Source organism: Mycoplana sp. BE70, from assembly GCF_031455855.1.
Classification (GTDB): domain Bacteria; phylum Pseudomonadota; class Alphaproteobacteria; order Rhizobiales; family Rhizobiaceae; genus Mycoplana.
In genome coordinates this window covers 42,426-66,626 of record NZ_JAVDTM010000016.1, presented here as the reverse complement: position 1 = coordinate 66,626, position 24,201 = coordinate 42,426, and the positions used below count along the sequence as shown (strand labels likewise).

Genomic DNA, 24,201 nt, shown 5'->3' with positions numbered 1-24,201 from the left:
ACAATAGGGTCGGATGGGAAACGTGATAACCGCCCAGATAGATAACAACCGGAGGGCGCCGATGCTTCGAGCGTTCAGGATGGCACCCAGTGCGCAGGGAGCAAGGACGTCGGCGTTCGAACTAACGATATCATCGACATGCACCGCCTTTTGGCATCCGTCACTGCGACTAGGGCATCCAATCGTTGTTTTGAAATGTCGGCGATGATGAGTTTAGCGCCCGCCGCATGGAGCATGCGGGTTAGTTCGGCACCAACGTGGCCGAGCCCTTGAACGGCTACGACGCATCCTTTCAGTTCGCGACCAAGTCTGGCGCCCGCACCGATGTTCCGATCGACAAGAAGACGCCGCGGGCTGTCCAGGGCGACGGGTCTCCGCCAGGCTTTTTCACTGATGCCGGCAAACCCGCCACGAAACGGGTCTCAGTTGCGATTGCGAGCATGTCTTCTACAGATGTTCCAACATCCTCAGCGGTAACGTAACGGCCATCCAAAGAAGCAACGGCGCGAGCGAAAGCCTTGAAAAGTTCCTCCCGGTCGAAGTCTCTATTCGGGCAGCGGATGACCGCCTTTCCGCCGCCCGTGGGAAGACCTGCCAAGGCGTTCTTGTAACTCATTCCTTGCGCGAGGCGAAGGGCGTCAACCTTCATTCGGTGCTCATCGGAGTAGCTCCAAAGCCGGCAGCCGCCCGCTGCTGGACCGAGCGCGGTCGAGTGGAGTGCAATGACGGCTTCGAGCCCTGAGGCACTGTCACGGATCTACTTGAATTCTTCCGGAAGAAGAAATGTGGCGGTCGTCACGTGTCAACTCCTGATTGGCAATCCGCGGGACAGCGGTACGCTGGGTGGATCGAGCCGGCTATCGCTCCATAACGGTCCGGAATCCCTTGGCATTACGACGGTATGCCGAACAGGTTGCCGACTGACATCTCGGACGCCCTCCATCACTCGGCTGCATCGCGCCTGCCGATCCTTGTCAAGGCAAGCGCAACGCGTGGTTCCGTCGTGGTTCCGTATTGGGCGGTTCTAGCCTGCTGCTCAATCGCCTTCACTTCCACTCGTAGGATCGCTCCGTGTAGTGCGGCCGTTCAGCGATAAGGGCAGATGAGTTTATTGTCCCTGCTGCAAACTGCAGCGCATCTGCTTCGTCATTGAACCCAATGAAAACCATCAGCATCGATCGGGATCGCTACAAAGAGCCGGTAGCTGACGCTTGCATAGCTGATCGAGGGCGGATGTCACTTCGTGGCGCCGCTGCTTCCGAAGTTCTACGCCCTTTTCCCGCATATCAAGATCAGGCTTCTGGCCGCGGTATGGGCCGATACCTCGGCAAGCGTGGATGTCGACATCCGTTTCGGCGACGGACAGTGGAGCGACTTCGAGGTCCGCCCCCTGTGGCGCGAGCCATCGGTCCTTGTCGCAAGGAAGGACGACACCGTTCTGCAAGGGGACGAACGGGAAAAACTGCTCACGCTCCTGCAAGGCGGTGTGCCACATAAGCCGACCAGTGATCGCGGCCACGAGGGTCGTAAAAGCGCCGCCGAACCACGCATTGAGCAGTTCAACCAGCGTGTTGTATTTCTCGGATATCAGGACCCCCAGTTTAACGCCATGCGCGTTGTGCGACGCGACCTGGTTGGCGATCTAGGTCTGCTCCTTCAGAACTTCACCGAGGGTGTCAAACACCCGGACATCCAGTGTCTGGGAAACATTGAAGCGCATGAAATTTGTGGCCGACTGCGATAGGCTGAACGCGTTGCCTGGTGCCATCACGACCTTTCGTTCCAATGCAGCACGCGCGACATTTGCGGCATCTATCCCGTTCGGCAATTGACACCATAGAAACATGCCAGCCTGGGGCTCGATCCACGGCGTCACTCCCAGATTTCTCAATTTCGCGGAAACCCGGCTCATCGCCTGAGACAACCGTGTGCGCGTCGCCTCCAGATGCTTCCGATAGCTCCCGTCGCTTAAAACACTCAAGACCAGTTCCGCCGTCATCCGGCCGCCGCCGAACGAAGTCGCGATCTTGAGGTCGGTAAGACCCTCGACCCATTGCGGTCTGGCGGCAACGAAACCGCAGCGTGCCGAGGCCGACAGAGTTTTCGAGAAGCTGCCTATGTGGATGACGCGGTCCAGCCCGTCGAATGCCGCAAGGCGCGGCGCGGGCGTGTGCTCGAAATCGGCGAAGATGTCATCCTCGACAATCGTCAGGTCGAACTGATCGGCTATCTTGAGCACCCTGTGGGCAATCACCGGAGAAAGCGTCGCTCCGGTCGGATTGTGAATTCCGGAATTCGTGATGTAGAGACGTGGTCGATTTTCTGCGACAGCCCGGGCGAACGCTTCGAAATCGGGGCCAGACGGCGTGTAGGGTACGCTGACGATCTTTGCCCGATGGGCTCGAAGGAGCGCATGGAAATTGAAATAGCAGGGGTCGTCGACCAGCACCGTGTCGCCCGTTTCCAGCAAAAAGCGGCAAAGCAGATCGATGGATTGCGTGCTGGATTCGGTGAGTATGATCTGATCGGGAGAGGCTTCGATCCCCCTTTCGGCCATGCGCCGGGAAACGAGCTGGCGAAGTGCCGGCAATCCGAGCGGCGAGCCGTAATCGACCAATGTGGCCCCCTCGGCACGTGAAAGTGTCCGCAGAGCCCGCCGAACGCCCTCTTCGGGGAGCCATGATGGCGGTAGCCATCCGCATCCGGGCTTGAGATTGTCGTCACCTGCTTCAAGGGATTGGCGCGAGACCCAGAAGGGATCGACGGCACGATCCACTTTCGGCCCGACTTCCGTCAGGGTGAAAGGGGCTGCCTGATTGGCAACGTAGAAACCCGAGCCGGGACGGGACAGGATTGCGCCTTCCGCAACCAGACGGTCGTAGGCTTCGACGACAGTCGATATCGACACCTTCAAGGTCGAGGCCATACTTCTTACGGATGGCAGCTTCGCTCCGGGGGTCAGAGATCGACCCGCAATCCGTTGCCGGATTGTCTCCATGACCATTGAAACTCGGGTTTGTCCCGTAGCGCTCTCGTTCATCCGTATTGCCCTGTGAGCCATAACAGTTTTGACGAACCGTATCAGACTGTAGCTGGTCCCGCCAATGCCGTTGCCTGATAAGGAGCGGGATTGATGATGGAGCGGATCATGGACCGGACAACTGCAGGCTGGATGAACGGCTTTATCGGCGTGGTCATCTTCAGTGGGTCGCTTCCGGCCACGCGCGTTGCGGTAATGCAGTTCGATCCGGTCTTTCTGACAGTCGCGCGTGCGGCAATCGCAGGCATTCTGGCATTGGCCCTGCTGCTAGTGCTGAGACAGAAACGGCCATCCCACAGCGAACTCGCGTCGCTAGTAATCGTGGCGGCGGGTGTGGTGGTCGGCTTTCCTCTCCTGACGGCCTTGGCCCTTCAGCATGTGACGTCCGCACACTCGATCGTCTTCATCGGCCTGCTTCCGCTTGCCACGGCAATCTTCGGCGTGATCCGAGGGGGAGAAAGGCCGAAGCCGGCTTTCTGGCTGTTTTCCATTCTCGGAAGCGCGCTCGTTGCCGGGTTTGCGCTGTTTCGGGGGCTTGCTGCGTCGCCAGTCGGCGATCTCCTGATGCTGGCCGCCATCATGGTATGCGGATTGGGTTACGCCGAAGGTGGCACGCTGTCACGTACGCTGGGCGGGTGGCAGGTCATTTCCTGGGCGCTCGTCTTGTCCCTGCCGCTGATGATGATCGCCACCATCGTCTATATGCCTGCGACATTCTCCGGCATTGATGCGCCCGCCTTTTTCGGTTTGGCCTATGTATCGCTGTTCAGCATGCTTGTCGGCTTTGTGTTCTGGTACCGCGGCCTGTCGCAGGGAGGCATTGCCGCGGTAGGCCAATTGCAGCTTCTCCAGCCATTCTTCGGTCTTGCCCTGGCGGCGACACTCCTGCACGAATCTGTCACCTGGGGCATGCTTGCCGTGACGGTTGCCGTCATCATGTGCGTGGCCGGTGCCAAGCGGTTTGCGCGGTAGGAGGAAGGAACACGACCATGTATGTGTCACCTGCATTCCAGGGAGATGGCCCGGCTAACACCGCCGCGTCGCCTTTCGTTCGTGAAATCTGCCCCCATGTCACCGAAGTGATAGACTGCCTGCACCAGGGACAATTTCTATAGACGAAATCACTGCGTTCCGACACACGGACGCGATCAAGGTGTTCGCTGACGTGAAGTCCGGAAAGAACAATGGATCGACCGAGCCATCGGCACGCGTACCGTAGCCCCTGCTGTTCCAAGATTGTGTCGTTCTTGCATCACCTTCCGTGAGGTTGCATTTTCACGGTTGGCAACGGCGAACAGGTTAGATACAAAAAGACTCACCGCTTTAGATCGAACATAGGGGAGGCGTTGCATGACACCAGCATTCATCAGAATCCTCCCGCGTGGAATGAACCGACACTAGGTCATCTCCATTCGCGGCTCGCCGGAGCGAGCGCGATCTGCGGCTTTCTCTTCCTTCATAGCCCGATTGATCTGACGGGATCATTTCGTCTCCCGCTCGGGCTGCGCCATTCAACTCCCGATTTTGAGGACCGGCTGCCGAAACACGGGGCCGAGACTGGATAAAATGACTCGCAAGAAGCTCGATTTCCGTGCCGAGGCCTATCGCAACGTACTCGGCTTTGTTTTTCATCATTGGAGACATCGGCGCGGATTGGTCGGCATCATCATCCTGTTGGTGATTGCCAGCACGCTGGCTGAAGTGATGGTGCCGGTGTTTTCCGGCCAGATCGTCGACGCCATTGCGGGCGGCAATGCAGCTGATCGTGCCCTGCATGCCTTCGTCATCGTTGTGATATTGGGCTTGGCCAGCGTGGCTTTGCGCTGGTTCATCTTCAACGGCATCATCAGGCTGACGCTGCGCACGATGGTGGACGTGACAAATGACGGCTTCCACAAGGTGCAGCGCTTCTCAACCGATTGGCACGCCAACAGCTTTGCCGGTTCGACGGTCCGCAAGATCACTCGCGGTATGTGGGCGCTCGACTCGCTCAACGACCTGCTACTGGTCGCGCTGCTGCCGTCGCTCGTCATGCTGGTGGGCGCGACTGTCGTGCTCGGCAGCTACTGGCCGATCATGGGTCTGATCGTCGGCGCGGGGTCGCTGATCTATATCGGCGTGACGGTGACGCTTTCGATGGGGTTCGTTTCGCCGGCGGCAAGGCTCGCCAATGCCTGGGATACCAAGCTCGGCGGCGCGCTGGCGGATGCCATCAGTTGCAATTCGGTTGTCAAAGCCTTCGGGGCCGAAGACCGGGAAGAGACGCGACTGGGAAACGTGTTGGCCAGATGGGACAACCGCACGCGGCGGACGTGGAAGCGCGGAACATTGAGCGGCACGATCCAGGGGTTCATGATGGTTTCCATGCAAGCAGGGATTCTGGGAACCGGCCTCTTAATGTGGCAGCAGGGGGTGGCTTCGCCGGGCGACATCACCTTCGTCTTGGCGATGTTTTTCGTCCTGCAGGGATATCTGCGCAATGTCGGCCAGGACATCCGTAATCTGCAGCGGGCCGTCAACGACATGGAAGAGCTGGTGCTCCTCGAAAAGATGCAGCTGGGTATCGAGGACAGGACAGACGCCACACCCATCGAGATCGATAGGGGCCAGATCGTCTTCGATCGCGTTACGTTCCAATATGGCGCTCATCCCAGCCCGCTTTACGAGGATTTTTCGGTAACCATCAAGCCGGGCGAGCGTGTGGGACTGGTGGGGCACTCGGGTTCGGGCAAAACGACCTTCGTCAAGCTTATCCAGCGCCTCTACGACGTGAACTCGGGTTCGATCCTCATCGACGGGCAGGATATCGCCCAAGTCAGCCAGTCGAGCCTTCGCGGCCAGATCGCCATCGTGCAGCAGGAACCAATCCTGTTCCACCGCACGCTGGCCGAAAACATCGCCTATGGTCGGCCGAACGCCTCGCGGCGTCAAATCGAGCAGGCTGCGAAACAGGCCAGCGCGCACGACTTCATCATGGATCTTCCCAAGGGATATGAAACAATGGTGGGCGAACGCGGGGTCAAGCTGTCGGGCGGGGAGCGGCAGCGTGTCGCCATTGCTCGTGCTTTCCTGGCGGATGCGCCGGTGCTGATTCTGGACGAGGCGACCTCAAGTCTCGACAGCGAGAGCGAAGTCCAGATACAACAGGCAATGGAGCGCCTGATGAACGGCCGCACCACGCTGGTGATTGCGCATCGGTTGTCCACGGTGCGGGCGCTGGACCGACTGCTAGTCTTCGACAAGGGGACGATCATCGAAGAGGGCGACCACCACGCTCTGATCCGGCTGAGTGACGGCATCTATCGCCGACTGTTCGAGCGGCAGGCGCTGGAACTGACAAAAGGTCTGGTGGCATGAGTCGAAACGCCAGGGCGACGCTCTGGCGTTTCGGTTTTCAGCTTGGGACGCTCAACCTCGTGGAACACCGCCACCGCGTCTGGCGGCTGATCCCGGTCGTAATCTCGGCCTTAGTTAGTATGCGGATTCCTCTCGCGGTTGGAGAACTCGCTGCTCAATCGCCTTCACTTCCACTCGTAGGAAGAACGACCATCTTGCGCGCGTATTCGAAGCTGCCGGTCGCTCCCTTGCATTAATGCAGGTATCCAGCGTATGTTGTTCGTATGAAATCCGCAGACTGTACCATCTGAATTTGCTTCCGCGTTTCGGCGCGAGAAGCTTCTATGCCGGCATGTTCAATCAACTTGCTGGTTCGCGTTCGTATGCATCATCGCATGCGAAACGGCGTCGCACACGCGGCTAAAATTCAGTGGTAACTTTCATGAAAAACTTCTTCGAAAGTCCCTTCAAGGGCATTACGCTCGACCAGCAGGTCACAAATCCGAACCTCGTCGTCGGTCGCTACAGCTACTACTCGGGCTACTACCACGGTCACAGCTTCGATGACTGCGCCCGGTTCCTTCTCCCGGACGAAGGTGCCGACAGGCTCGTCATCGGCAGCTTCTGTTCGATAGGATCAGGCGCGGCCTTCATCATGGCAGGCAACCAGGGCCATCGGAACGACTGGATTAGCACCTTTCCCTTCTTCTGGATGGCGGAAGTGCCAGCCTTCGCGGGTGCGGAGAACGGGTACCAACCTGCAGGGGATACCATCGTCGGCAATGACGTGTGGATCGGCTCCGAGGCGATTGTCATGCCCGGCGTGAAGATCGGCGACGGCGCAGTGATCGGCACGCGTGCCCTAGTGACCCGGGACGTGGAACCCTATGCCATCGTTGGGGGCAATCCTGCCAAGGTGATCCGCAAACGCTTCGATGAGGCTGATGTCGCCATGCTGCTAGAACTGAAGTGGTGGGATTGGACCGAGGAGCAACTCCACAAGGCGATGCCGATCCTCACGAGCCCCACCGTGAGCGCACTTCACGACCATTGGCAGAAGGTGATCAAGAGCGACCGCTAGCTGCAGATAGGATGTCCGCTTCTGCCCGTTCGCGATCCGAAGCGGACGGGCAGACAACCACCCCATACTCGCCGTTCCTGATGGGTCTGATAATGCAAACGCTGTATAGCCGAAAGCAGGCATATCAGCCGCCAAACTCGGTCATGCGGCATAGTCAAGCTTACGGCATAATGGGTCAATTCAGCTCGGCGCATCACGAAGGGTCGTGCCCCTGCGGAGCTGGACGACGCGGGCGTTGGGCTTGGTGGAGCGAGTTGAACTGGATATTAGCAATTCCTTTCCAGCGATGCCCTTCAGGTGATCCGGCCCTTGCCGGTCTTCCCTGCGGGTGCGGTCGAAAGGAACCGGCGGAAGCAGGACGCTTCAGGGTCCGGGACCTGCTAGGCGAGCGTGGCTGGCTTGCGGACTAGCGGGGCAGTTTTTCGCTGGTCCCTGCGCAGAACGCGGGTCAGCCTTGCCGAGATCGGCTGCGTCCCGGCCGCTCCGCGGCGCGCCAGCGGCCTTGAAGGGGCCAGCCGTCGATCCGGATATCCGGCGGTTTCGTCATCTCCTGTCCGGGAAGTTGCCATTGTCATGCCGCAGCCCTCCCCTCGAGGGTATCGGCCGCGCGGTCGTCGGCTGTTACTTCCTGCAATACGGCATTCGGATAACCGTCCCGGCTCAGCCATTCCTCCGCACCTCCACGATGCCGGGCTAGATAGACCAGCTCGGCATCATCACTGGCACGGTCGAGAACCAGGACCGAGCCGATCTCGGGCCGCTCCTTGACTACGTCGACCTCTGGCCGATCCTTTCTGTCTTCTTCCCGAAGACATCCCCCGGCCCGCGGAGCGGGCGGGCCGGTGCAACTGCGGCCGAGCATCCCTGCCGGGCCGATCAAGCGGGGCTCACAGCCATGCGAAGAGCGAACGGCCGGGATCGCGAGCGGCTCGGTTGAGCGCAAGCTTCAGCGGCCTGCCCGATCGGCGAGCACGTTTCTGTTCTTTCTCCTGATTTTCACCTCTTCAATAGCCGATCGGCGATGACGGGGTGGATTTCTGCCCGACCGCTTCTGGATGGCGAACGGGCAGAAGCGGACATCCTATCTGCAGCTAGCGGTCGCTCAGGTAGCCTTGGCGATTTCCTGAAAGCTGCCGGTCCGCTGACGGCCCCAAAGCGGACGTCACCAATTGTTTGACCGGAGATATAGCCGGCGATCACCAATCAAGCCGTCGCGGACTCCTGGCGGAATATGGCCGAAGCCGGCGCCTACCCCTGCGGCGGGCCGACCTTCACCGTCAGCTTGTCAAGCGTACCCGTGAAGCGGAACGGCACTTGGTAGTCCTTGTCATCAACCGGGGTGCGGGTATCGATGCCCACGTCGAACGATTCGTCGATCGTCACCAGGAAGGGGATCGTATGTGGAATCGATTGCTCGGCGACTGTTGCACCGTCGACGCTCAACACACCCTTACCGCCCTTGCCAAACCCAGGTCCTGCATAGGTGAAGTCGAACACGATGCTGTGTTTTCCCGGCGTCAACGCCTCCGCGCCTTCCCAGCGGAACCGCTCCAACGCGAGCAGATTGTAGGTGAAGACCGGTTTGCCCTTCAGCAGGTAGAGACCATAACCGCCGAAGCGACCGCCCAATGTTGCGAGCATCCCTTCTCCGCCACCCTCCGGAACCTCGACCTCGGCGGTAATCGTGTAAGACCGGCTGAGTGGGCTGGGGGCGGAGGCCGCCGGCAGGCCGGACAGCTCGCCAGAATATACGAAGACATCGCGTCCGGCGGTCGCACTCGGCCGCGGCGCTAGTAGGCGCGCGGCGACGGAGTTATCCAGCGGTAATACCTGGTATTTCGCAGCCTCAACGAGAAAGAGGTCCTGCAACTCCTTCAGCTTGGCCGGCTCCTTGTCAGCGAGATCGTTGAACTGGGAGTAGTCGTCGGTAAGGTCATAAAGTTCCCAGTTATAGCCGTCGATCACGTTTGGCAGCTTGCCCAGTCCCATCAGCCAAGGCCCGGCCGGCGGCGTCGTGGAGGCGATCCATCCGTCGTGGTAGATTGCACGATCGCCGAACATCTCGAAATATTGCGTCTTCCGCGCGGAAGGCACGTCCTTGCCCTCCTTCGACCAGGTATAGGCCATGCTGACGCCCTCGATCGGCTTTTGCGCAATACCATTCACTGTCTGTGGTGCTTCGATGCCAGTCGCCTCCAGAATCGTTGGCACTATGTCGATCATGTGATGGAACTGACTGCGAATGCCGCCCTTGTCGGTAATATGCCCCGGCTAGGACATAGCCATACCCTGCCGGGTGCCCCCGAAGTGCGACGCTATCTGTTTCGTCCACTTGAACGGCGTGTCGAAAGCCCAGGACCAGGCGACCGACATATGCGGCTGGGTCGTCGGACCGCCCCACACGTCATAGAATTTCAGTTGGTCCGCGACCGGCATGTTGATGCCCTGTATCGCCGCAAGGTCGAAGGCGGTGCCGATGGTCGACCCCTCGGCGCTGGTACCGTTATCGCCCTCAATGTAGATAATAAGAGTGTTGTCCAGCTTGCCCTGTTTGCTGACCTCGTCAATCACCCGGCCGATCTCATGATCCGCGTAGGCAACGTAGGCGGCATAGACTTCGGCTTGGCGGGCGAACATCTTCTTATCGTCTGGGGTCAGCGTATCCCACTGCGGCAGATCGTCGGGCCAAGGGGTGAGCTTGGTGTTCTCCGGGATTACGCCGAGCCGCTTCTGGTTGGCGAAGATCACGTCGCGCATGGCGTTCCAGCCCATGTCGAACTTGCCTTCGAACTTTTTGATCCATTCCTCGGTTGGTTGGTGCGGCGCGTGAGTAGCGCCGGGGACATAGTACATAAAGAATGGTTTATCCGGCGTCGCTGCGTTGACTTCGCGCAGATAGTTGATGGCGTCATCCGCCATGCCAGTGATCATGTTGTAGTTGGGATTCTCATTCCATGGAAAGATCTGGCTGTGATTGCGGAAAAGCCAGGGTGTCCACTGGTCGGTTTCCCCGCCCATGAAGCCGTAGAAATAGTCGAAGCCCATCCCGGATGGCCATTGGTTGAACGGGCCCGATGTGGAAATTGCGTATGTGGGAGTATTGTGGTTTTTGCCCATCCACGAGGTGGCGTAGCCGTGGTCCTTGAGGATCGTGCCAATCGTCCCGTTGTTCGGTCCGATGATCGAATCGTAGCCCGGAAAGCCCGTGGACTGCTCGGCGATCACCCCGAAACCTGCCGAATGATGATTGCGCCCGGTGATCAGCGCTGCGCGCGAGGGTGAGCACAGCGCAGTCGAATGGAATTGGGTAAAACGCAGCCCATCGGCCGCGATCCGGTCCAGTGTGGGTGTGGGGATGACACCGCCAAAGGTCCCGGAAACGCCGTAACCCGCGTCGTCGGTCATGATCAGTAGCACGTTCGGGGCGCCCTTTGGCGGCACCACTGTTGGGGGCCACCAGGGGGTTGAGTCCTGGGCATCGAGATTGATCACCCCGCCGAACGGCGGTGGCGCGGCGGGTAGCGACTGACCATCGATCGTAGATGTGGCGCTTGGTGAGCCGGGTGCACCGGTGACTTGCTGGGCGGCAGCGGGAAAGATTGAAACGAAGCCAGCGGCAAGCACCGCTACGTAGGCGCGCGTCTTCATCGTTCAATGCTCCAGTTGGCTTAGGTTGAGAACGCTGAGGCTTCCCAGCGACAAACTCCCTCAAGATATTCCTTTAGTGCACAAGGCTAATATAGGCAGTCCTAACGTTACGGTAATCCAATGGGCACCAGCCCATCAAATTGTACTTAGTCCTTACGGATCCAAAATTCATTTTGCGGATAGCGCACAGGTGGTACCGCATTTTGCCGGTTGTGCATCCACTAAGTAGTAAGTGAGTGACCGAAGAAGTAGATTGCTGCATGAAGCACGCCTGCCCGCATGACTGCTAATGGCGCGAAGCTGAAGTCGCTCGTCCGCTATTGGCCCGAAGCGGACATGAGTTCTGGCGACGCCGAGGTGGGACCCTTTTGCCTTGGGCGTCTCCGCGGAATTTGCGATCAACGACTCTACCGCATAGACCCGCGACTGGTGCAGTTCCCGCAACCAACTGCCCATAGCTTTGCGTTTTGAATTTCGCTGCAAAAAACCCAAGAATCATGGCTAAATATCACCACTACCCCCTCTGCAAGCACATAGGTAAGAGGTGAATGCTATGCTCATCCAAGAGATGACCACCGATCAGTGCTTAGCCTTGCCAGCCGAAGAACATGTGCCCGGCTCGGATGCACCCTCGGCGGAAAGCCCTACGTCGTCCCGATTCAATTCGTGCTGGCAGGGAAGCGAATTTACAACTTCTCAATGCTTGGCCAAAAAATTTCGTGGATGCGTCAAACTGGTGGGAGCCCGGGGGGTACGAACCACGGCCTCAAAGCGCTGCCTCTAAGCCAGTGTTCTTTTTCATAGAGGTGGATGGGGTCACGGGTCGAATGGCAACTGAATCTGAGTCTGAAGTTATTTAGCTAGCTCCAAGCACATGCTGTCAGTGTCGCCGGTTAAGTTTCTTGTTTCGTTGATGCGGTTGGCACGATGGGGTCAACGCGAATTTGTTGACATCGTTCCGGCCAAGTAGCCAATCACACATCCCAGAACCACTGCCGTAACCAGGGCTGTGGATGTCGCGGTCGGATGTTGACGTACTGCGTCACCAACGGATGCAGCTTCGCCCTTGGCATATTCGATTGCGTCGTCCGCAATTTGGTATGCACTGTTACGAGCGGCGGCAACGCCTCCGCGGACGCGTTTTGCGGCATTCGCGCTTTGTTCGGTAAGGGACTTCTTCAAAGCGTCAAACTGCTCGCGGAGTTCGCGCACCTGCGCTTCGATATCCGTGCTGTCAGCCATTTTGGCCCCTCCATAATTGCGGCAGAAACGTGCAACCATGGCTTTCGTTCCCTCCCCTCCCGACGCGATCATGAGCGCGAAACGCTTTCCCGGGCGCCGCATCTCGTACAGCCGCCGAAAAGCTTGGTGTGGAATGGGGCTGAAGCTGCAGTTCGTGGATTCGCCGATGTGCTGCGAGATCCTGCAGAAATTGTCGGTGAAGAAGGGCAGGAGTGAACTTTGCGCGCCGATTGACAGCCTGATCGCGGCCCTCACCGGACGGTTACTGTCGAGCGAACGCGTTGCGCCTACTCAGACCTTCAATTGAAAGACGCGGCCGAAGCGCTTGACCAGGTCGCGCGCCCGCAGGATCGCCTGAGCTTCGCGGGGCGTCACGCTGCCACCCTCCTGATCCACTGGTCGATGGCGACGGCCGCGATGATCAGGAGCCCGATCGTGAATTCCTGCCAGAGCACGTCGGCGCCGGCCAGCACCAGACCGTTGCGGAACACGCCGACGATCAGCGCGCCGGCCAGTGTGCCGAATATCGATCCGCGTCCACCGAAAAGGCTCGTACCGCCGATCACCACCGCGGTGATCGAGTCGAGATTGGTGGTGCCGGCGGCAAGCGGCGTGACCGACTGCACGCGCCCGATCAATTGCCAGCCGCCGAACGCACAGATCAGGCCGGAAATGCTGTAGGCGCTGATCAGAACCCGGTTCGTCTGTACGCCGGCGAGCCGGGCGGCGTCTTCGTCATCGCCTGTCGCGTATATGTGCCGGCCGAATGCAGTCTGGTTCAGGATGTACCAGAACAGGACGAAGAGCAGGATCATGGCGATCGAACCGTAGGTCGGCCGGGCCCCGTAGAAATCGAATGGAGTTCCCAGCCATTGGAGAAGCGGCGCTACTGCTTCCACGTCCTGCGAGCGGATGGTCTTGCTCTCCGAGAAATAGAGATCCATCGACAGATAGACGCTCCATGTGCCGAGCGTAACGATGAAAGGCGGCATCCGGAAAAGTGTCACCAGAATGCCATTGATTCCTCCGGCGACTGTGCCGGCGAGAAACCCGAGGGCCATCGCCAAGTAGACCGGCACGCCGAAATCGACCGCTACCCGTCCCATTATCACCGATGTGATGACCATGATCGCGCCGACCGATAGGTCGATGCCGGCCGTGAGCACGATCAGCGTCTGGCCAACGCCGATGGTTCCAATGATCGTAACCTGTTGAAGGATTAGGGAGAAATTATAGGGGGTGTAGAAGCGGTCGCCAGCCACTAGGCTGAAACCGGCGATCCCCAGCACCAGCACCAGAGCAGGTATCATCGTCGGATGGCCATGGAGGAAATGCTGGCCACGCCGGAACAGCGACGGCTGTTCTTCGTCGAACTCTGCTGGCATCTCGCCGGCTGCCGCCGGTCGGATCATCTTGCTGCTCTGATTAGTCGTTTCGGTGGTGCTGTTCATCATTGACACCCGAGAGCGCATCGAACCGCGAGCATATCGCAGTGCCGAAAAAGGGCGGAGCGAGAGCAGGTCGCACGGTCAAGACTGGGAAGCACCGAGCCGGTACCAAACACTCGTCAAGCGATGAGGAGAAAGATTGGGAGAACGGTCCTCTACCACTCTCCCTCTTCAACTTTGCTCAAGACGGAAATGGGGCTGCCCATCAACCCCAGCAGAGCTTGAGGCCCTCGGTCGTATCGGTCGACTCCACGCCCGCCACCGGCTTGTCGGTGATGAGCTTGACGCCGGTATTGAAGAACTTTAGGCCCGGCGACGGCTCGGGCTTCTTGCCGCTCTTGGCGAATTCCACCACCGCCTCGACACCTTCGGCGGCCATCAGCAGTGGGAACTGCATTGAGGTCGCCCCGATGACGCCGGCTGCGACGTTCTTAACACCCGGGCAACCGCCGTCAACCGACACGATCAAGATATGGCCGTCGGCCATGCCGGCAGCCTTGATCGCCTCATACGCACCCGCCGCCGACGGTTCGTTGATTGTGTAGACCACGTTAATGGCCGGGTCCTTCTGGAGAAGATTCTCCATTGCCGTGCGCGACGACTCTGCCTGGCCGTTGCCGAGGCCATGGCCGGAAATCCGCGGATCGGTTTCGTCGCCGATCTTGGTCGGGTCCTTGGTATCGATGCCGAAGCCCGTCATGAAGCCTTGGTCGCGGGCAACGTCGACCGTGGCCTGATTGATGTTCTCGTCAATGAAGGTGACATGGGCGTCCTCAGCTTTGTCGCCCAGCGTGGCCTTCGCCCATTGGCCGATCAGGAGTCCGGCCTGGAAGTTGTCGGTGCCGAAAGTGGCATCAGCCGCCTCGATCGGGTCGAGTGCCGTATCGAGTGCGATCACTAGGACGCCCTTGTCGCGCGCCGCCTTGACCGGCGCCACCATCGCCCTGGTATCGGACGGGGTCAGCAAGATGCCCTTGGCGCCGGCGGCGATTAGATTCTCAACGGCATCGACCTGACCCTGGTTGTCGGCGGCGCTCTTGCCGGCAAAGGCGCGCAGCTCCGCGCCAAGTTCCTTGGCCTTGGCGTTGGCACCTTCCTTCATCTTGGTGAAGAAGGGATTGGTCACATCTTTGGTGATCAGACCAATAATGATCGGGCTGTCGGCCGTTGCCGAGCCCAGGCTGATGGCGCCGAGAGCAATCACACCGGCGACAGCGCCTATCGTGACGAAACGGAATTTCGTAAGCACATGTTCCTCCCTTGGTGAGACTTTCCGGCCGCCTGCGCGGCAAGGAGAGCTAGTCATTCTCCACTAAGGACACTCGCCACATTCAGGTGATCGCGGGCGGAGAGTGTCACCCCGAGCACATTACCCGAATAGCGCCCTGGGTAGCATCAATTATTTGCGGCGGATGTAGCTATGTAACCGTCCGGTGATGGCCGCCTTGCCGAGACAGGGCGAACATCGCAAGTCCTGCGACTAATCCTGGGAGTAGTCCTATGACGATGTCGCGCGTGGAGGTGATCGGATCGGTGCAGCGTCGTCGGCGCTGGCCGCGGGCGGAGAAGGAGCGGCTGGTTGCAGCGACGCTGGAGCCTGGCGTGACGGTTCTCGGAAGTGTCGCAGGCAGTTGGCGTGCATCAGATATCCGCTGCCGGACCTCATCGCCGGCTTGCGCACCGCGCTCTATCCGCGGCTTGTCGTGGTCGCCACCGACTGGAACGCGCGCATGGGGATCAAGGAGCGCCATCCGTACACGCGCTTTTGACGCAACTTCGCCATGTAATGCGAATGTAGCGATGCGAAGACGGACTTCCGCGCAGGCTTTCCTCGCTTCTCGAAGGAATTCATGCCTCTCAATATGCCGATCATCGAGTGGCTTACGGGCTATGCCGCAACGAAGGGCGCGACACCCTCGCAAATCGCTCTTGCGTGGCTAATGGCCAATCGCCGAGCTATGGAAGCCCTCATTCGCCACCAGCACACCCGGCCCCAAGGCGGAAACAATTTCCGCTTTGCGCCCTCATAACAGCCCGCTCGAACCACCGCCGCGTGCGCCGGATAGCCATTGCCAGCCGGCCACCGCACCACCGAGGACACCGAGCCGCGCCAACCAGATCAGGAAGCGGACAGCTTTCTGGGCGCCCTTTGCCTCGGTCAGGAGCGTGTGAATTGCGCCCACTTTCACGCGCATGTCCTCGACATCGTCTTTCAGCGCCTTCAGTTCGGTTTCCATCCTGATTACCCGGTCTCGCGTATCGATGTCGCTCGTCATATCAGCCCCCGATCGGCCGGCGAGCCACCCAGCGACCGTAAAGCGTCAGCGCCGCCCCACCGATCACAGCGATCTGCGCGGTGAAGCTGTCCGGCGTCGGTAGGCTGCCATCGGCGAAATCAAGTACGAGGGCATAGCTGCCGCCGACGAGCGCCGCGAGTGCGCCGATAGTCAGCTTCGCGGTTGCCCACTCGACATATTGGGCGTGGTCCTCCTGCGCGCTCGGCGAGTTTATACTCGGGCTTCCAGTAGCAAACCCTCGCGTGAAGAACGTCGTCGTCGCGAAAGCCGATGCCAAGCGCCGTCAGGTCGTTCTTCTTCGACAGGTCGAGCGACAGGAACACTGTCCGCCGCTTCGCCTCGCTGCTTGATATGATCGCAAGTGAGACGGTGTGTCGGTGTCTGGCAGGCTGGCACGACGCAGCGCCAGCCGTCCCGCTCGTGGGTCGCTTTCTTCAGCGCTCGCCAGTGCTTAGATCGGTCGTAGGCGTTACGGGCCATCGTGAGTCCTGGTACAGCTTGTGGTATCCTTCCGCTTTTGCTGGTCTGCTCCCATGCCAGGCGCTTTTTAGGACGAGCATGGATCAACCCTGAGGGGCACAGAAATGTGGCTTGAACTTCACGACACGAGCGGAGCCCTACACGTCAACATGGACAATGTGGTCAACTTTCGGCGATACGATGGGGCTGAATTCACTCAGGTTGCTACGCTCGCCGCATCTCGCGATGGCCTCGCCACCTATCACGTGGTCGAGACACCCCAGGAGATTGAGAACATGATCGTTGGCGAGCAACAACGGCTTACCCCGCACTGACGGCGGCGGGCGGTATCCGATCAGCCGTGCTATAGTGCAGCCATGGAGAAGTCAGGCCTCACCTTCGTGCTGCTGCTATGCGCCTTGGTCGTCATCGTGCTTAGCATAGCGCTACTTGATATCCGTCAGCCAATTACGTCACCGGACGATGGCTCGCTGATACCGCAGGATAGTCAGGACCAACCGCAGCGCTACGCTGCCCTCCCGCTCCCCTCCGTTGCCTAACGGGTTTTTGCCTTGTCCGCCGCCCTGTTTCCCTTGCAACTCGAGCTGGCCATTGATCGCTTGCTAGCGTCTGCAAAAACGCGCATTGTTTCTACTTCAGCATCCAAGTTACGGGCTTCGCTGCTTAAGCATGGACCTGTGAGCATGGGAAAATGAAGGTGCCCTGGGGTGAGCGACGATGTCTAGTCGATCGTTGATCTGTGCTTTGCTCGTACTGTTTTCAGTCGTGATGGTTTTACGTACGACTTAGCCCGGCGACATTGCGGCAGCCGGTATCAACGCAGTAAATTGCGTCGGCACCGTACGACAGCCCATCTCTCGTTGCCGATTCAGCCTCGAAGCGATCTCAATTGACCGTTTGCTAATAGGCACAGAAGAGCCCATAATCTCACTTCAGCAGACAATATCACGGGCGCTGCTGCTTGAGGGCTGGCTACCCTGGCCCCGATCCGAAAGGAGGACGCCATGTTCTCCGAAACCTTACGCCTCACCTACCTGAACACACGTGCTCTTGCACTTACCCTGCTCCACGATGAAGTTCTAGGTCAGTGGGCACTCATCCTCTCGCTAGTATTCATCGCGTGGGTCACGCTTCTGATGACAGCCAGTTGATCGCTACGTTGCCTTCCGTCGTTTTGCCCGGGACGGCCATTCGCTTGGCGCCGGCTTCGGTGGCCGTCAACAAAAAAGGCCGGGGCGAAACCGCACCGACCTTACCGTGCCTGTCGCAGCAAAGCGCGATCACCCCACAGTCGCCATGACCAGCGTGTTCCACCCGGTAGGCTCTTTTAGATTACCTCCGGAGGTCCTACCCGTCAAAAGTTGACCACTGCGGCGCATCTCGTGAGGCATCACCTCGAAGTGACCTTACTCGAAGTGACCTTAATTGACCCTTTGCTATTTGGCACAGGAGCGCCCATTATCAGTGCTTCAGCAGTCATCTCACGGGCTCTGCTGTTTGAGGGTTGGCTACCCTGGCCCCAAGCGAGGCAGAATCCATGCGCCCCAACATCTATCTTTCTTCACCGTCCGACGCGGCGCTAATGCGCGAGATGTTACATCGAGCCGGCTACGTCACGTCTAAACTGGAGCCGATCAACGGTTCCTTCCGCAAACGTTCTTCGCTCGTGCTGTCCGTTTTCGATGCCTTGCATCCCGAGACGACTTATGTTCAGCGATCTGCGGCTGAGCCCTACGGCCACCGAGAAGAATGTGATGGAACCTGGACAGTCTTTGCCAGCGACACCGGCAAACCAGTGGAATTGGGAAGCCGGCAGGTAACAGGATTGCGAGAGGCCGATGCAATCGAACTTAGAGGCGTGTTCAATCGCAACAAGTTCGGCTTTAGGCTACATTAGTTTAATCCGTTCCGCGTCTCACTATCAGGCTTGCGGCCTCCTTTTTTAGCGCCTTGCCTGCCGATTTTCAGTGGCCCCATGCAGCGAGTTACCGGAAACGCCACATGAGTAACCCGGGGAGTGTGACGGCGCCCCGAAACTATGCCGCCTCTCGCTTCTTGGCCTCGCGGGCGCGGCGGCGTTTGGCAGCACGATACTGACCCCACACCGAAAGCGTTGCTTCCTTCGCGAAAACCGTGTCCCGGTCCCGCTCGAATGTCCTCCCTTTACCCTTCGAAGCGTCGGCTGCGATGTTATCCGAAATGTGCTCGAAAACAGGGTCAACAGGCAGCCGAAAATTGCCGGTTTGTGCATTGGGTGAGCCGCCCCGAATAAGATGCTGTTCTATAACCGCAATCTCTAGATCTCTGCGGCGTCCGCCGGTCATTTCGTGGATGCCTTCCGACTGGCACCATGCGACGAAGAACACGCCCTTGCTGGTCCGCTTGTGCAGTTTCACCTCGCCGAACTTCCGCGTCTTGCGGGTCTTGTCTTCGTGCGCCTTTAGCGTCCCGGATTTGGCCATGGCCCACGCCCACAGCGCGCGGCGGTTACCCTCCGTCCGCGACAAGCGCGATTAGTTCGTTCGCCACTTCCCACAGGCCAACATCGTTGCGGCTGATGCGGTTCTCCATGTTCTGCCAGAACTCATATCGCCATTCATTCAAGGGGTCGTCGCCGGGTAGAAGGTGCTCCTTCTGCTTGCCCCGCGTGATGCCTGTTACACGGCGCTCCTTGATCTCGTCCTCGGTGTGGAAACCCACGATCCTTTCATCCGCTTCGGCCGCGCATCGATCGGTAAGCGACTGTCGATGAATGCCGCCTTGATGAAGAAATTCGCGATTTCAGCCTTGTTCATGCCGCCCGCCTTTCGTCGAAGAGATCGCCCTGTCCCGCGTTCGGGCCAAACCTACGCACTACTCTCTCGGCCAACATGCCCATCAGGGCGAACCGTTGGTGCCGGAGACATTCGCCCATAGGAGCCCTGTCGAAGCATTCGAGCCATCCAGAGGGATCTTGGCTCCACAATAGCCCTGTACGTCTCCACAAGGTCGCTGACGGCCAGAAGCAGGTGATTGTCGATATACCCCTGATTGTTCTCCGTTTCAGCAACCGTGGACAGAACGAGACGGAAATGATCCTCGCCTTTTGCCGCGAGGATTCGATCGAGTGTCACGACGGCGCGCGTCTCGCGAATGCCAGGGTAGGAGCGGCCATCGACGATGGTCACGCCGTACTCCTCGCAGATACAGTAGACACGCGAGTCAACCACTGATTGCCAGCCTTGCATCGCCTGCGAACCCTTCATGGATTCGCCTCGACATCATGCAGAAATGCGGAACTTTGGGCGCCGCTTCCAGTTTCTCTTTTTTGTTTCTACTGGGACCACGTCATGGGCGATAATGATCAACACCACTGGAAATCGCCAGTCCGCATCACTACCCCAGAAGGCACGATCGAGGTCATCCGAGGTCCGGAAGAGGCTCTCGCAGTGCTCCCCCAGGTGTGGCCGGAAGCCGACGATGAGCACTTCAGTCAAGCAAAGCGAGCATGCCTCGCAGCGCTTTCCAGATCCAAAACCCTGGAGGAAGCTCGATACACCTTCATGGGAGCATGCCGAGACGCGAACATAGACTGACGGGATCCGTCTCATGAATGAGAATGAGCAAAATCCCGCAAACCTTGGGAAGTGCCGATCTGTGTGAAAACCCCCCCGCGGAATGTCGCTGCTGGTACGCTCTCCGGACGAAGCGCTTCACGCTCTCTCTAACGTCTGGCCGTCCATGGGTGGTGCCAAATACAAAAAAGCTAGGCGGACATGCATCGCAGCGCTTTGTGGCAGCCGAACTACGGAAGAATGCCGTACGGCATTCCTTGCCGCCAGTCGGAGAGCGCCGTTCTTCTGGCGCAGTTGCCGCGGATCGAATGAGGCATTGCCGCTACTGGCCACCTGGAGTGCGGACATTGTGCCTGCATCAGATTTTTCATGCGGAACACCTCGCGAACTATCGTCATAAACGGGATTTGGAGTCACATTACGCGTCGTGACCGCGTCAGAGGTCAGCCCGTGAATGATGTCATCAGCGTAGATTTCCGTACAAGCTGGCGATTCGCGCGGCCAACAATCGCGTATCCACATCGATACGCCGGTGGACGCACCGGCCTCAAAATTGAACCGATGAAGAACGCTGAAAACTCCGGAATCCGAAAAAAACCAAAGCTCCCAAAGTCTTAAGCTAGCAATGTATCTGTGAAAACAACGCTCTCAACGAATCTTTGATCAAAAAGCGCTCAACGAGCACAACGCTCCAAGCCAACCTTCCGTTGAAATGACCCGAACGACTTCGAAGTTATCCTCAATCCCTTTCAGGGTTCCGAGGGCGCCTGACGAACCGTCCTCGCCAAGATCGATCGGGTCAAAGCCGCGCACTATGGCGAACGCGTCGCTGGGCATTCCATCCACGATGCCCTCGCAATTCTCCAAATATCGGCCTGCACTGTGACTACATTGCTCAACGCCAGTTTCATATTAGTCTCGAAGCGTTGGCGGTCCTGCTCGATGGTCCTGAATTGCGACAAGAACTGGCGGCAGTTCAAGTTAAGCGTGCCGGCTTGAACCACGCATCCAGAGCTCGCTGGGATTGGGACGCTGTTTCCCAGATTCTTCATTTCGGGACTTATCTCCGAAGAGACGACGAAAAAGTCACGCGGTTCGGCCGGGCCTTGCACCGCGATTGCCGCCGTCTCGATTTCGCTTACTTCAGCAGCCTCGGAGACCTGTCAAAAGCTAGACCGTTCCATGAACTGCGCGGGGTCTGTCTTCGCAGAGCTGCCGGAGGGTCTCGAGAGCCTGGCGCAAACGGTCAATCCCGATAGTGCCGGAAATGTTTATTCGCACGCCTTGTTCGATTTCCTTGTTGTCGGCGGCGAAATCGGGAGACGGTAAGAGCTTAACACCGCGGCGACGGCATCCGGCCGCAAAATCGATAGCGCGCCATGGCTCTGGCAAGCGCAGCCATAGAAACATCGAATATGGCGCCGATCTGTAATCCAACCCATTGAAGACTTCGTCCACCATCATTTGGCGCAAATTGATTTCCCGCCTGTTGGCATCAAGAAGCTTTCGTGCCGTACCATCTTCGACCCACCGGGTCATGACGAGTGCCGACACCGGCGTAGCCATCGAGCCCGTCAGCCGAGCGGATTCCGCCGCAACACCGACGTGCTCTGCGGGTGCCACCAGATAACCGAGGCAAAGGCTGGGGGCGAGCGCCTTTGACGTGGTGGTAATATAAAACGCGCGTTCAGGACACAGTGCCGAAATTGGTTTCAGCCCGTTGTCGGCAAGGAGCGAATAAACATCGTCTTCTACGACAATGAAATCGAACGTCCGAGCCAAGGTGGCAATCTGCTGGCGTCGCTCAGCGTCGAGTGTTTTTGCGGTTGGATTGTGCAACGTCGGCACAACGAACAGACCCGTCACCCTTTGACTTCGGCAAATTGCTTCAATCGAATTGGGAAGAATACCATCTTCATCCGAATCGACGCAAACAAGAGAAAATTGAAGGGTAGCGGCTAACGCACGCAGTCCAAAATAGGTCAGCCTATCGGTTAGTATGACATCGCCGGGCTTGATGAAGGTTGCAAGCGCCGAAAAGAGCGCATGCTGGGCGCCGCTGGTGACAACAACGCGCTCGGGCGTGGTTATCAATCCCCCCTCAGCAATCCACTGGCAACCAGCTGCCCGAGCCCAAAAAGAGCCACTAGCCGAGGAGTAGTTTTGGACTTCCTTGAACCGGCTGTCACCGTCGATGCGATCAAGTTCCAACGCATACGCTCGGATGAAATCCGAAACCGGTGGGGAGTTGTAGGTGAGATCCGCAAGCTCGGCTACCGCCTCTGTCGCGTCTGTAGGCGCGAACGACAGTGGAGCTACGATCGTCCCTAGTCGTTTGCGGCCCGTTACCAATCCACGCGCCTGAAGTTCCTGATAGGCCCTGAGGATCGTCGAAACATTGACCCCTAGCTGGTTCGCCAGATCGCGCTGCGTCGGAAGCGCCGTACCCGGTGCGTAAATGCCGGCTGCGATCTCTGCCTGGAGCTGTGTGGCAATTGCCGAATATGCTGGCTCTTTGTCTGGCTTATCAATTCTCATTGCCTGCCCCTCGGCCATCGACATTCATTCCCCATCAGGCTTCAAAAATGCCTATATTTTCCGTACTTAGCCTCTAACGGCCGCTTTTTGCTACCATAAACCCATATATTAGTTGAATCAAGAAACCAGATAAAAACGGTTTTGGAGCCATTTTTTGGCGTGGACAAAACCGTTTTTGTATGAATTTATTCTCCTCACTGTATGGTTTTATGGAGGAGCCGCTCTGCGGTTAAAACCATTGATGGTCGATTTTATACCAACGCAGAATTCCCAGATCCGCGGAACATCGCACTCGGTTGCGGTCATCGGTGCGGGTATCGTCGGCGCGTCTTCTGCGGTATTCCTGCAGGCGGCCGGCCACAAGGTGACGCTCTGGGACCCGCGCGGACCGGCTGGCGGCGCCTCATACGGCAATGCGGGAATCGTCGAGGCCTCGAGCTGCCTCCCGATCGCGACACCTGGGATCCTTCGGGAAATCCCCTCCATGCTTCTCGACAAGAACGGACCGGTTATTATTCGACCGAGCTACTTTCCGGCCGCACTGCCGTGGTTGATGCGGCTTGTGCTTGCAACGCGCTGGAGCAAAATCGAAACAACCGCCCGCGCACTTCTTTCGCTCAGCCAAAATGCCCTGAAAGCCTACGACTCTTTGCTGGATATCGTGCCGGCTCGCGATGTCATCCATGACGTGGGCAGGCTTTCGGTGTACTCCACAGAGGCAGGCTTTGCAGCAGGCGCGGCATCAAGACGCTTTGCCACCGATCACGGGATGTCGCTCGACATACTCGACGAGGCGGCCATACACGACATTGAGCCGCATCTCGCGCCGATTTTTTGCAAGGGCGTTTTGCAGCCACATTCGCGCTTTGTCAGCAATCCCAAGCGACTGGTAGATGCATGCGTCGCCCACGTCTTGGCACAGGGAGGCGCATTTCGCCCTTCAGCGGTTGTGCGCATTGAAAGCCGTGAAAGAGGCTGCGCAATTGTCACCGACGCAGGCACATTTCCTTTTGACAAGATTGTCGTCGCTTCAGGCGCTTGGTCGGAGCCACTCTGCCAGAGCCTTGGCTTTTCGGTCCCGCTCGAATCGGAGCGCGGCTATCACCTGCTGCTGCCGCAGCCGGCCCAAACGCTTCGGCGCCCTACGGTATGGGCCGAACGATACATCAATCTCTGCCCCATGGAAGAAGGCCTGCGGATGACCGTAGGCGTTGAGTATGCCGGAAGAGACGCGCCACCAGACTATGGGCGTGCACACCGACTTCTCGCCCATGCGCGTACCATGCTGCCGTCGCTTGCAGGCGAACCGCAGAGCGAATGGCTAGGCTTGCGCCCCTCGTTGCCCGACTCGCTTCCTGTTCTCGGGCCTGCGCCCGGCCATCCAAACGTCATTCTGGCCTTTGGCCACAACCACATTGGCCTCACGCTTGGACCCGCGACGGGCCAGGTCGTTGCCGATCTCGTTTCCGGGCAGATACCGGCCCCTGATCTGGCGCCGTTCTCACCCAAGCGCTCTTACGTCCGATAATTCCGAAAT

Annotated in this window: 24 protein-coding genes and 2 pseudogenes; 12 read left to right on the top strand and 14 right to left on the bottom strand. The window is 58.7% G+C overall.

Features of this window, described 5'->3' with window-relative positions; translation table 11 throughout:
- Positions 1 to 74 precede the first annotated feature (74 nt).
- Together J2Y48_RS25465 and J2Y48_RS23350 are read right to left on the bottom strand one after the other, a co-directional pair.
- Complete coding sequence (locus J2Y48_RS25465) at positions 75 to 296, bottom strand: hypothetical protein (protein WP_405030300.1); 222 nt, start codon at positions 294 to 296, stop codon at positions 75 to 77.
- Positions 293 to 757, bottom strand: a complete 465-nt coding sequence (locus J2Y48_RS23350) for a Glu/Leu/Phe/Val dehydrogenase dimerization domain-containing protein (RefSeq protein WP_310423454.1) — start codon at positions 755 to 757, stop codon at positions 293 to 295. Before J2Y48_RS23350 ends, J2Y48_RS25465 begins: the two co-directional genes overlap by 4 nt.
- Positions 758 to 1,243: 486 nt before the next feature.
- Between J2Y48_RS23350 and J2Y48_RS25460 the strand changes: the two genes are divergently transcribed.
- The gene (locus tag J2Y48_RS25460) at positions 1,244 to 1,744 is read left to right on the top strand and encodes a LysR substrate-binding domain-containing protein (RefSeq protein WP_405030296.1); all 501 of its coding nucleotides are present in this window, start codon (positions 1,244 to 1,246) and stop codon (positions 1,742 to 1,744) included.
- Here the strand turns inward: J2Y48_RS25460 and J2Y48_RS23340 are convergent.
- Positions 1,643 to 3,061: a PLP-dependent aminotransferase family protein gene (locus J2Y48_RS23340; RefSeq protein ID WP_310423357.1), complete on the bottom strand. Its 1,419-nt coding sequence runs from the start codon at positions 3,059 to 3,061 to the stop codon at positions 1,643 to 1,645. The genes J2Y48_RS25460 and J2Y48_RS23340 overlap by 102 nt on opposite strands.
- A gap of 87 nt (positions 3,062 to 3,148) precedes the next feature.
- On the opposite strand from J2Y48_RS23340, the gene J2Y48_RS23335 reads away from it, so the two are divergent.
- From J2Y48_RS23335 to catB, 3 genes are all read left to right on the top strand, one after another.
- Positions 3,149 to 4,012, top strand: a complete 864-nt coding sequence (locus J2Y48_RS23335) for a DMT family transporter (protein ID WP_310423354.1) — start codon at positions 3,149 to 3,151, stop codon at positions 4,010 to 4,012.
- Between the two features lie 594 nt (positions 4,013 to 4,606).
- Entirely contained in the window at positions 4,607 to 6,397 is a 1,791-nt protein-coding gene (locus J2Y48_RS23330) for an ABC transporter ATP-binding protein (protein WP_310423351.1), read from the top strand.
- Between the two features lie 421 nt (positions 6,398 to 6,818).
- The gene (catB, locus tag J2Y48_RS23325) at positions 6,819 to 7,457 is read left to right on the top strand and encodes a type B chloramphenicol O-acetyltransferase (protein ID WP_310423347.1); all 639 of its coding nucleotides are present in this window, start codon (positions 6,819 to 6,821) and stop codon (positions 7,455 to 7,457) included.
- Between the two features lie 571 nt (positions 7,458 to 8,028).
- On the opposite strand, the pseudogene J2Y48_RS23320 reads toward catB, so the two are convergent.
- The 3 genes and pseudogenes from J2Y48_RS23320 to J2Y48_RS23310 form a co-directional block, all read right to left on the bottom strand.
- A pseudogene (locus tag J2Y48_RS23320) lies at positions 8,029 to 8,226 on the bottom strand (hypothetical protein); the annotation flags it as partial.
- A gap of 479 nt (positions 8,227 to 8,705) precedes the next feature.
- Positions 8,706 to 11,105, bottom strand: a pseudogene (locus tag J2Y48_RS23315) (arylsulfatase).
- 933 nt (positions 11,106 to 12,038) lie between these two features.
- The gene (locus J2Y48_RS23310) at positions 12,039 to 12,347 is read right to left on the bottom strand and encodes a hypothetical protein (RefSeq protein ID WP_310423344.1); all 309 of its coding nucleotides are present in this window, start codon (positions 12,345 to 12,347) and stop codon (positions 12,039 to 12,041) included.
- Between the two features lie 37 nt (positions 12,348 to 12,384).
- On the opposite strand from J2Y48_RS23310, the gene J2Y48_RS23305 reads away from it, so the two are divergent.
- Complete coding sequence (locus J2Y48_RS23305) at positions 12,385 to 12,654, top strand: hypothetical protein (protein WP_310423339.1); 270 nt, start codon at positions 12,385 to 12,387, stop codon at positions 12,652 to 12,654.
- Between the two features lie 64 nt (positions 12,655 to 12,718).
- Here J2Y48_RS23305 and J2Y48_RS23300 read toward each other — a convergent pair whose 3' ends face one another.
- Complete coding sequence (locus tag J2Y48_RS23300) at positions 12,719 to 13,798, bottom strand: ABC transporter permease (protein ID WP_310423336.1); 1,080 nt, start codon at positions 13,796 to 13,798, stop codon at positions 12,719 to 12,721.
- Positions 13,799 to 14,000: 202 nt separating this feature from the next.
- The gene (locus tag J2Y48_RS23295) at positions 14,001 to 15,044 is read right to left on the bottom strand and encodes a substrate-binding domain-containing protein (protein ID WP_310423333.1); all 1,044 of its coding nucleotides are present in this window, start codon (positions 15,042 to 15,044) and stop codon (positions 14,001 to 14,003) included.
- Between the two features lie 382 nt (positions 15,045 to 15,426).
- On the opposite strand from J2Y48_RS23295, the gene J2Y48_RS23290 reads away from it, so the two are divergent.
- Positions 15,427 to 15,564: a 2OG-Fe(II) oxygenase gene (locus tag J2Y48_RS23290; RefSeq protein WP_405030295.1), complete on the top strand. Its 138-nt coding sequence runs from the start codon at positions 15,427 to 15,429 to the stop codon at positions 15,562 to 15,564.
- Between the two features lie 255 nt (positions 15,565 to 15,819).
- Here J2Y48_RS23290 and J2Y48_RS23285 read toward each other — a convergent pair whose 3' ends face one another.
- Positions 15,820 to 16,032, bottom strand: coding sequence for a hypothetical protein (locus tag J2Y48_RS23285; RefSeq protein ID WP_310423330.1), 213 nt, complete (start codon positions 16,030 to 16,032; stop codon positions 15,820 to 15,822).
- A 40-nt stretch (positions 16,033 to 16,072) separates the two neighbouring features.
- Positions 16,073 to 16,369: a hypothetical protein gene (locus J2Y48_RS23280; protein ID WP_310423327.1), complete on the bottom strand. Its 297-nt coding sequence runs from the start codon at positions 16,367 to 16,369 to the stop codon at positions 16,073 to 16,075.
- Positions 16,370 to 16,676: 307 nt separating this feature from the next.
- Here J2Y48_RS23280 and J2Y48_RS23275 point away from each other — a divergent pair, with 307 nt between their 5' ends.
- From J2Y48_RS23275 to J2Y48_RS23265, 3 genes are all read left to right on the top strand, one after another.
- Positions 16,677 to 16,886, top strand: coding sequence for a hypothetical protein (locus J2Y48_RS23275; protein WP_310423324.1), 210 nt, complete (start codon positions 16,677 to 16,679; stop codon positions 16,884 to 16,886).
- 690 nt (positions 16,887 to 17,576) lie between these two features.
- Positions 17,577 to 17,723, top strand: a complete 147-nt coding sequence (locus tag J2Y48_RS23270) for a hypothetical protein (RefSeq protein ID WP_310423321.1) — start codon at positions 17,577 to 17,579, stop codon at positions 17,721 to 17,723.
- 386 nt (positions 17,724 to 18,109) lie between these two features.
- Positions 18,110 to 18,469: a hypothetical protein gene (locus J2Y48_RS23265; RefSeq protein WP_310423318.1), complete on the top strand. Its 360-nt coding sequence runs from the start codon at positions 18,110 to 18,112 to the stop codon at positions 18,467 to 18,469.
- A 139-nt stretch (positions 18,470 to 18,608) separates the two neighbouring features.
- Here J2Y48_RS23265 and J2Y48_RS23260 read toward each other — a convergent pair whose 3' ends face one another.
- From J2Y48_RS23260 to J2Y48_RS23250, 3 genes are all read right to left on the bottom strand, one after another.
- Entirely contained in the window at positions 18,609 to 19,034 is a 426-nt protein-coding gene (locus J2Y48_RS23260) for a hypothetical protein (RefSeq protein ID WP_310423315.1), read from the bottom strand.
- Positions 19,035 to 19,059: 25 nt separating this feature from the next.
- Complete coding sequence (locus J2Y48_RS23255) at positions 19,060 to 19,272, bottom strand: hypothetical protein (RefSeq protein WP_310423311.1); 213 nt, start codon at positions 19,270 to 19,272, stop codon at positions 19,060 to 19,062.
- Positions 19,273 to 19,418: 146 nt separating this feature from the next.
- Positions 19,419 to 19,817: a hypothetical protein gene (locus J2Y48_RS23250; protein ID WP_310423308.1), complete on the bottom strand. Its 399-nt coding sequence runs from the start codon at positions 19,815 to 19,817 to the stop codon at positions 19,419 to 19,421.
- An 84-nt stretch (positions 19,818 to 19,901) separates the two neighbouring features.
- On the opposite strand from J2Y48_RS23250, the gene J2Y48_RS25455 reads away from it, so the two are divergent.
- Positions 19,902 to 20,147, top strand: a complete 246-nt coding sequence (locus tag J2Y48_RS25455) for a DUF982 domain-containing protein (protein WP_405030294.1) — start codon at positions 19,902 to 19,904, stop codon at positions 20,145 to 20,147.
- 82 nt (positions 20,148 to 20,229) lie between these two features.
- Entirely contained in the window at positions 20,230 to 20,526 is a 297-nt protein-coding gene (locus J2Y48_RS25450) for a DUF982 domain-containing protein (RefSeq protein ID WP_405030293.1), read from the top strand.
- Between the two features lie 770 nt (positions 20,527 to 21,296).
- Here J2Y48_RS25450 and J2Y48_RS23245 read toward each other — a convergent pair.
- Complete coding sequence (locus J2Y48_RS23245; protein ID WP_310423305.1) at positions 21,297 to 22,688, bottom strand: PLP-dependent aminotransferase family protein; 1,392 nt, start codon at positions 22,686 to 22,688, stop codon at positions 21,297 to 21,299.
- Between the two features lie 130 nt (positions 22,689 to 22,818).
- Here J2Y48_RS23245 and J2Y48_RS23240 point away from each other — a divergent pair, with 130 nt between their 5' ends.
- Positions 22,819 to 24,192, top strand: a complete 1,374-nt coding sequence (locus J2Y48_RS23240; RefSeq protein WP_310423301.1) for an FAD-binding oxidoreductase — start codon at positions 22,819 to 22,821, stop codon at positions 24,190 to 24,192.
- Positions 24,193 to 24,201 lie beyond the last annotated feature (9 nt).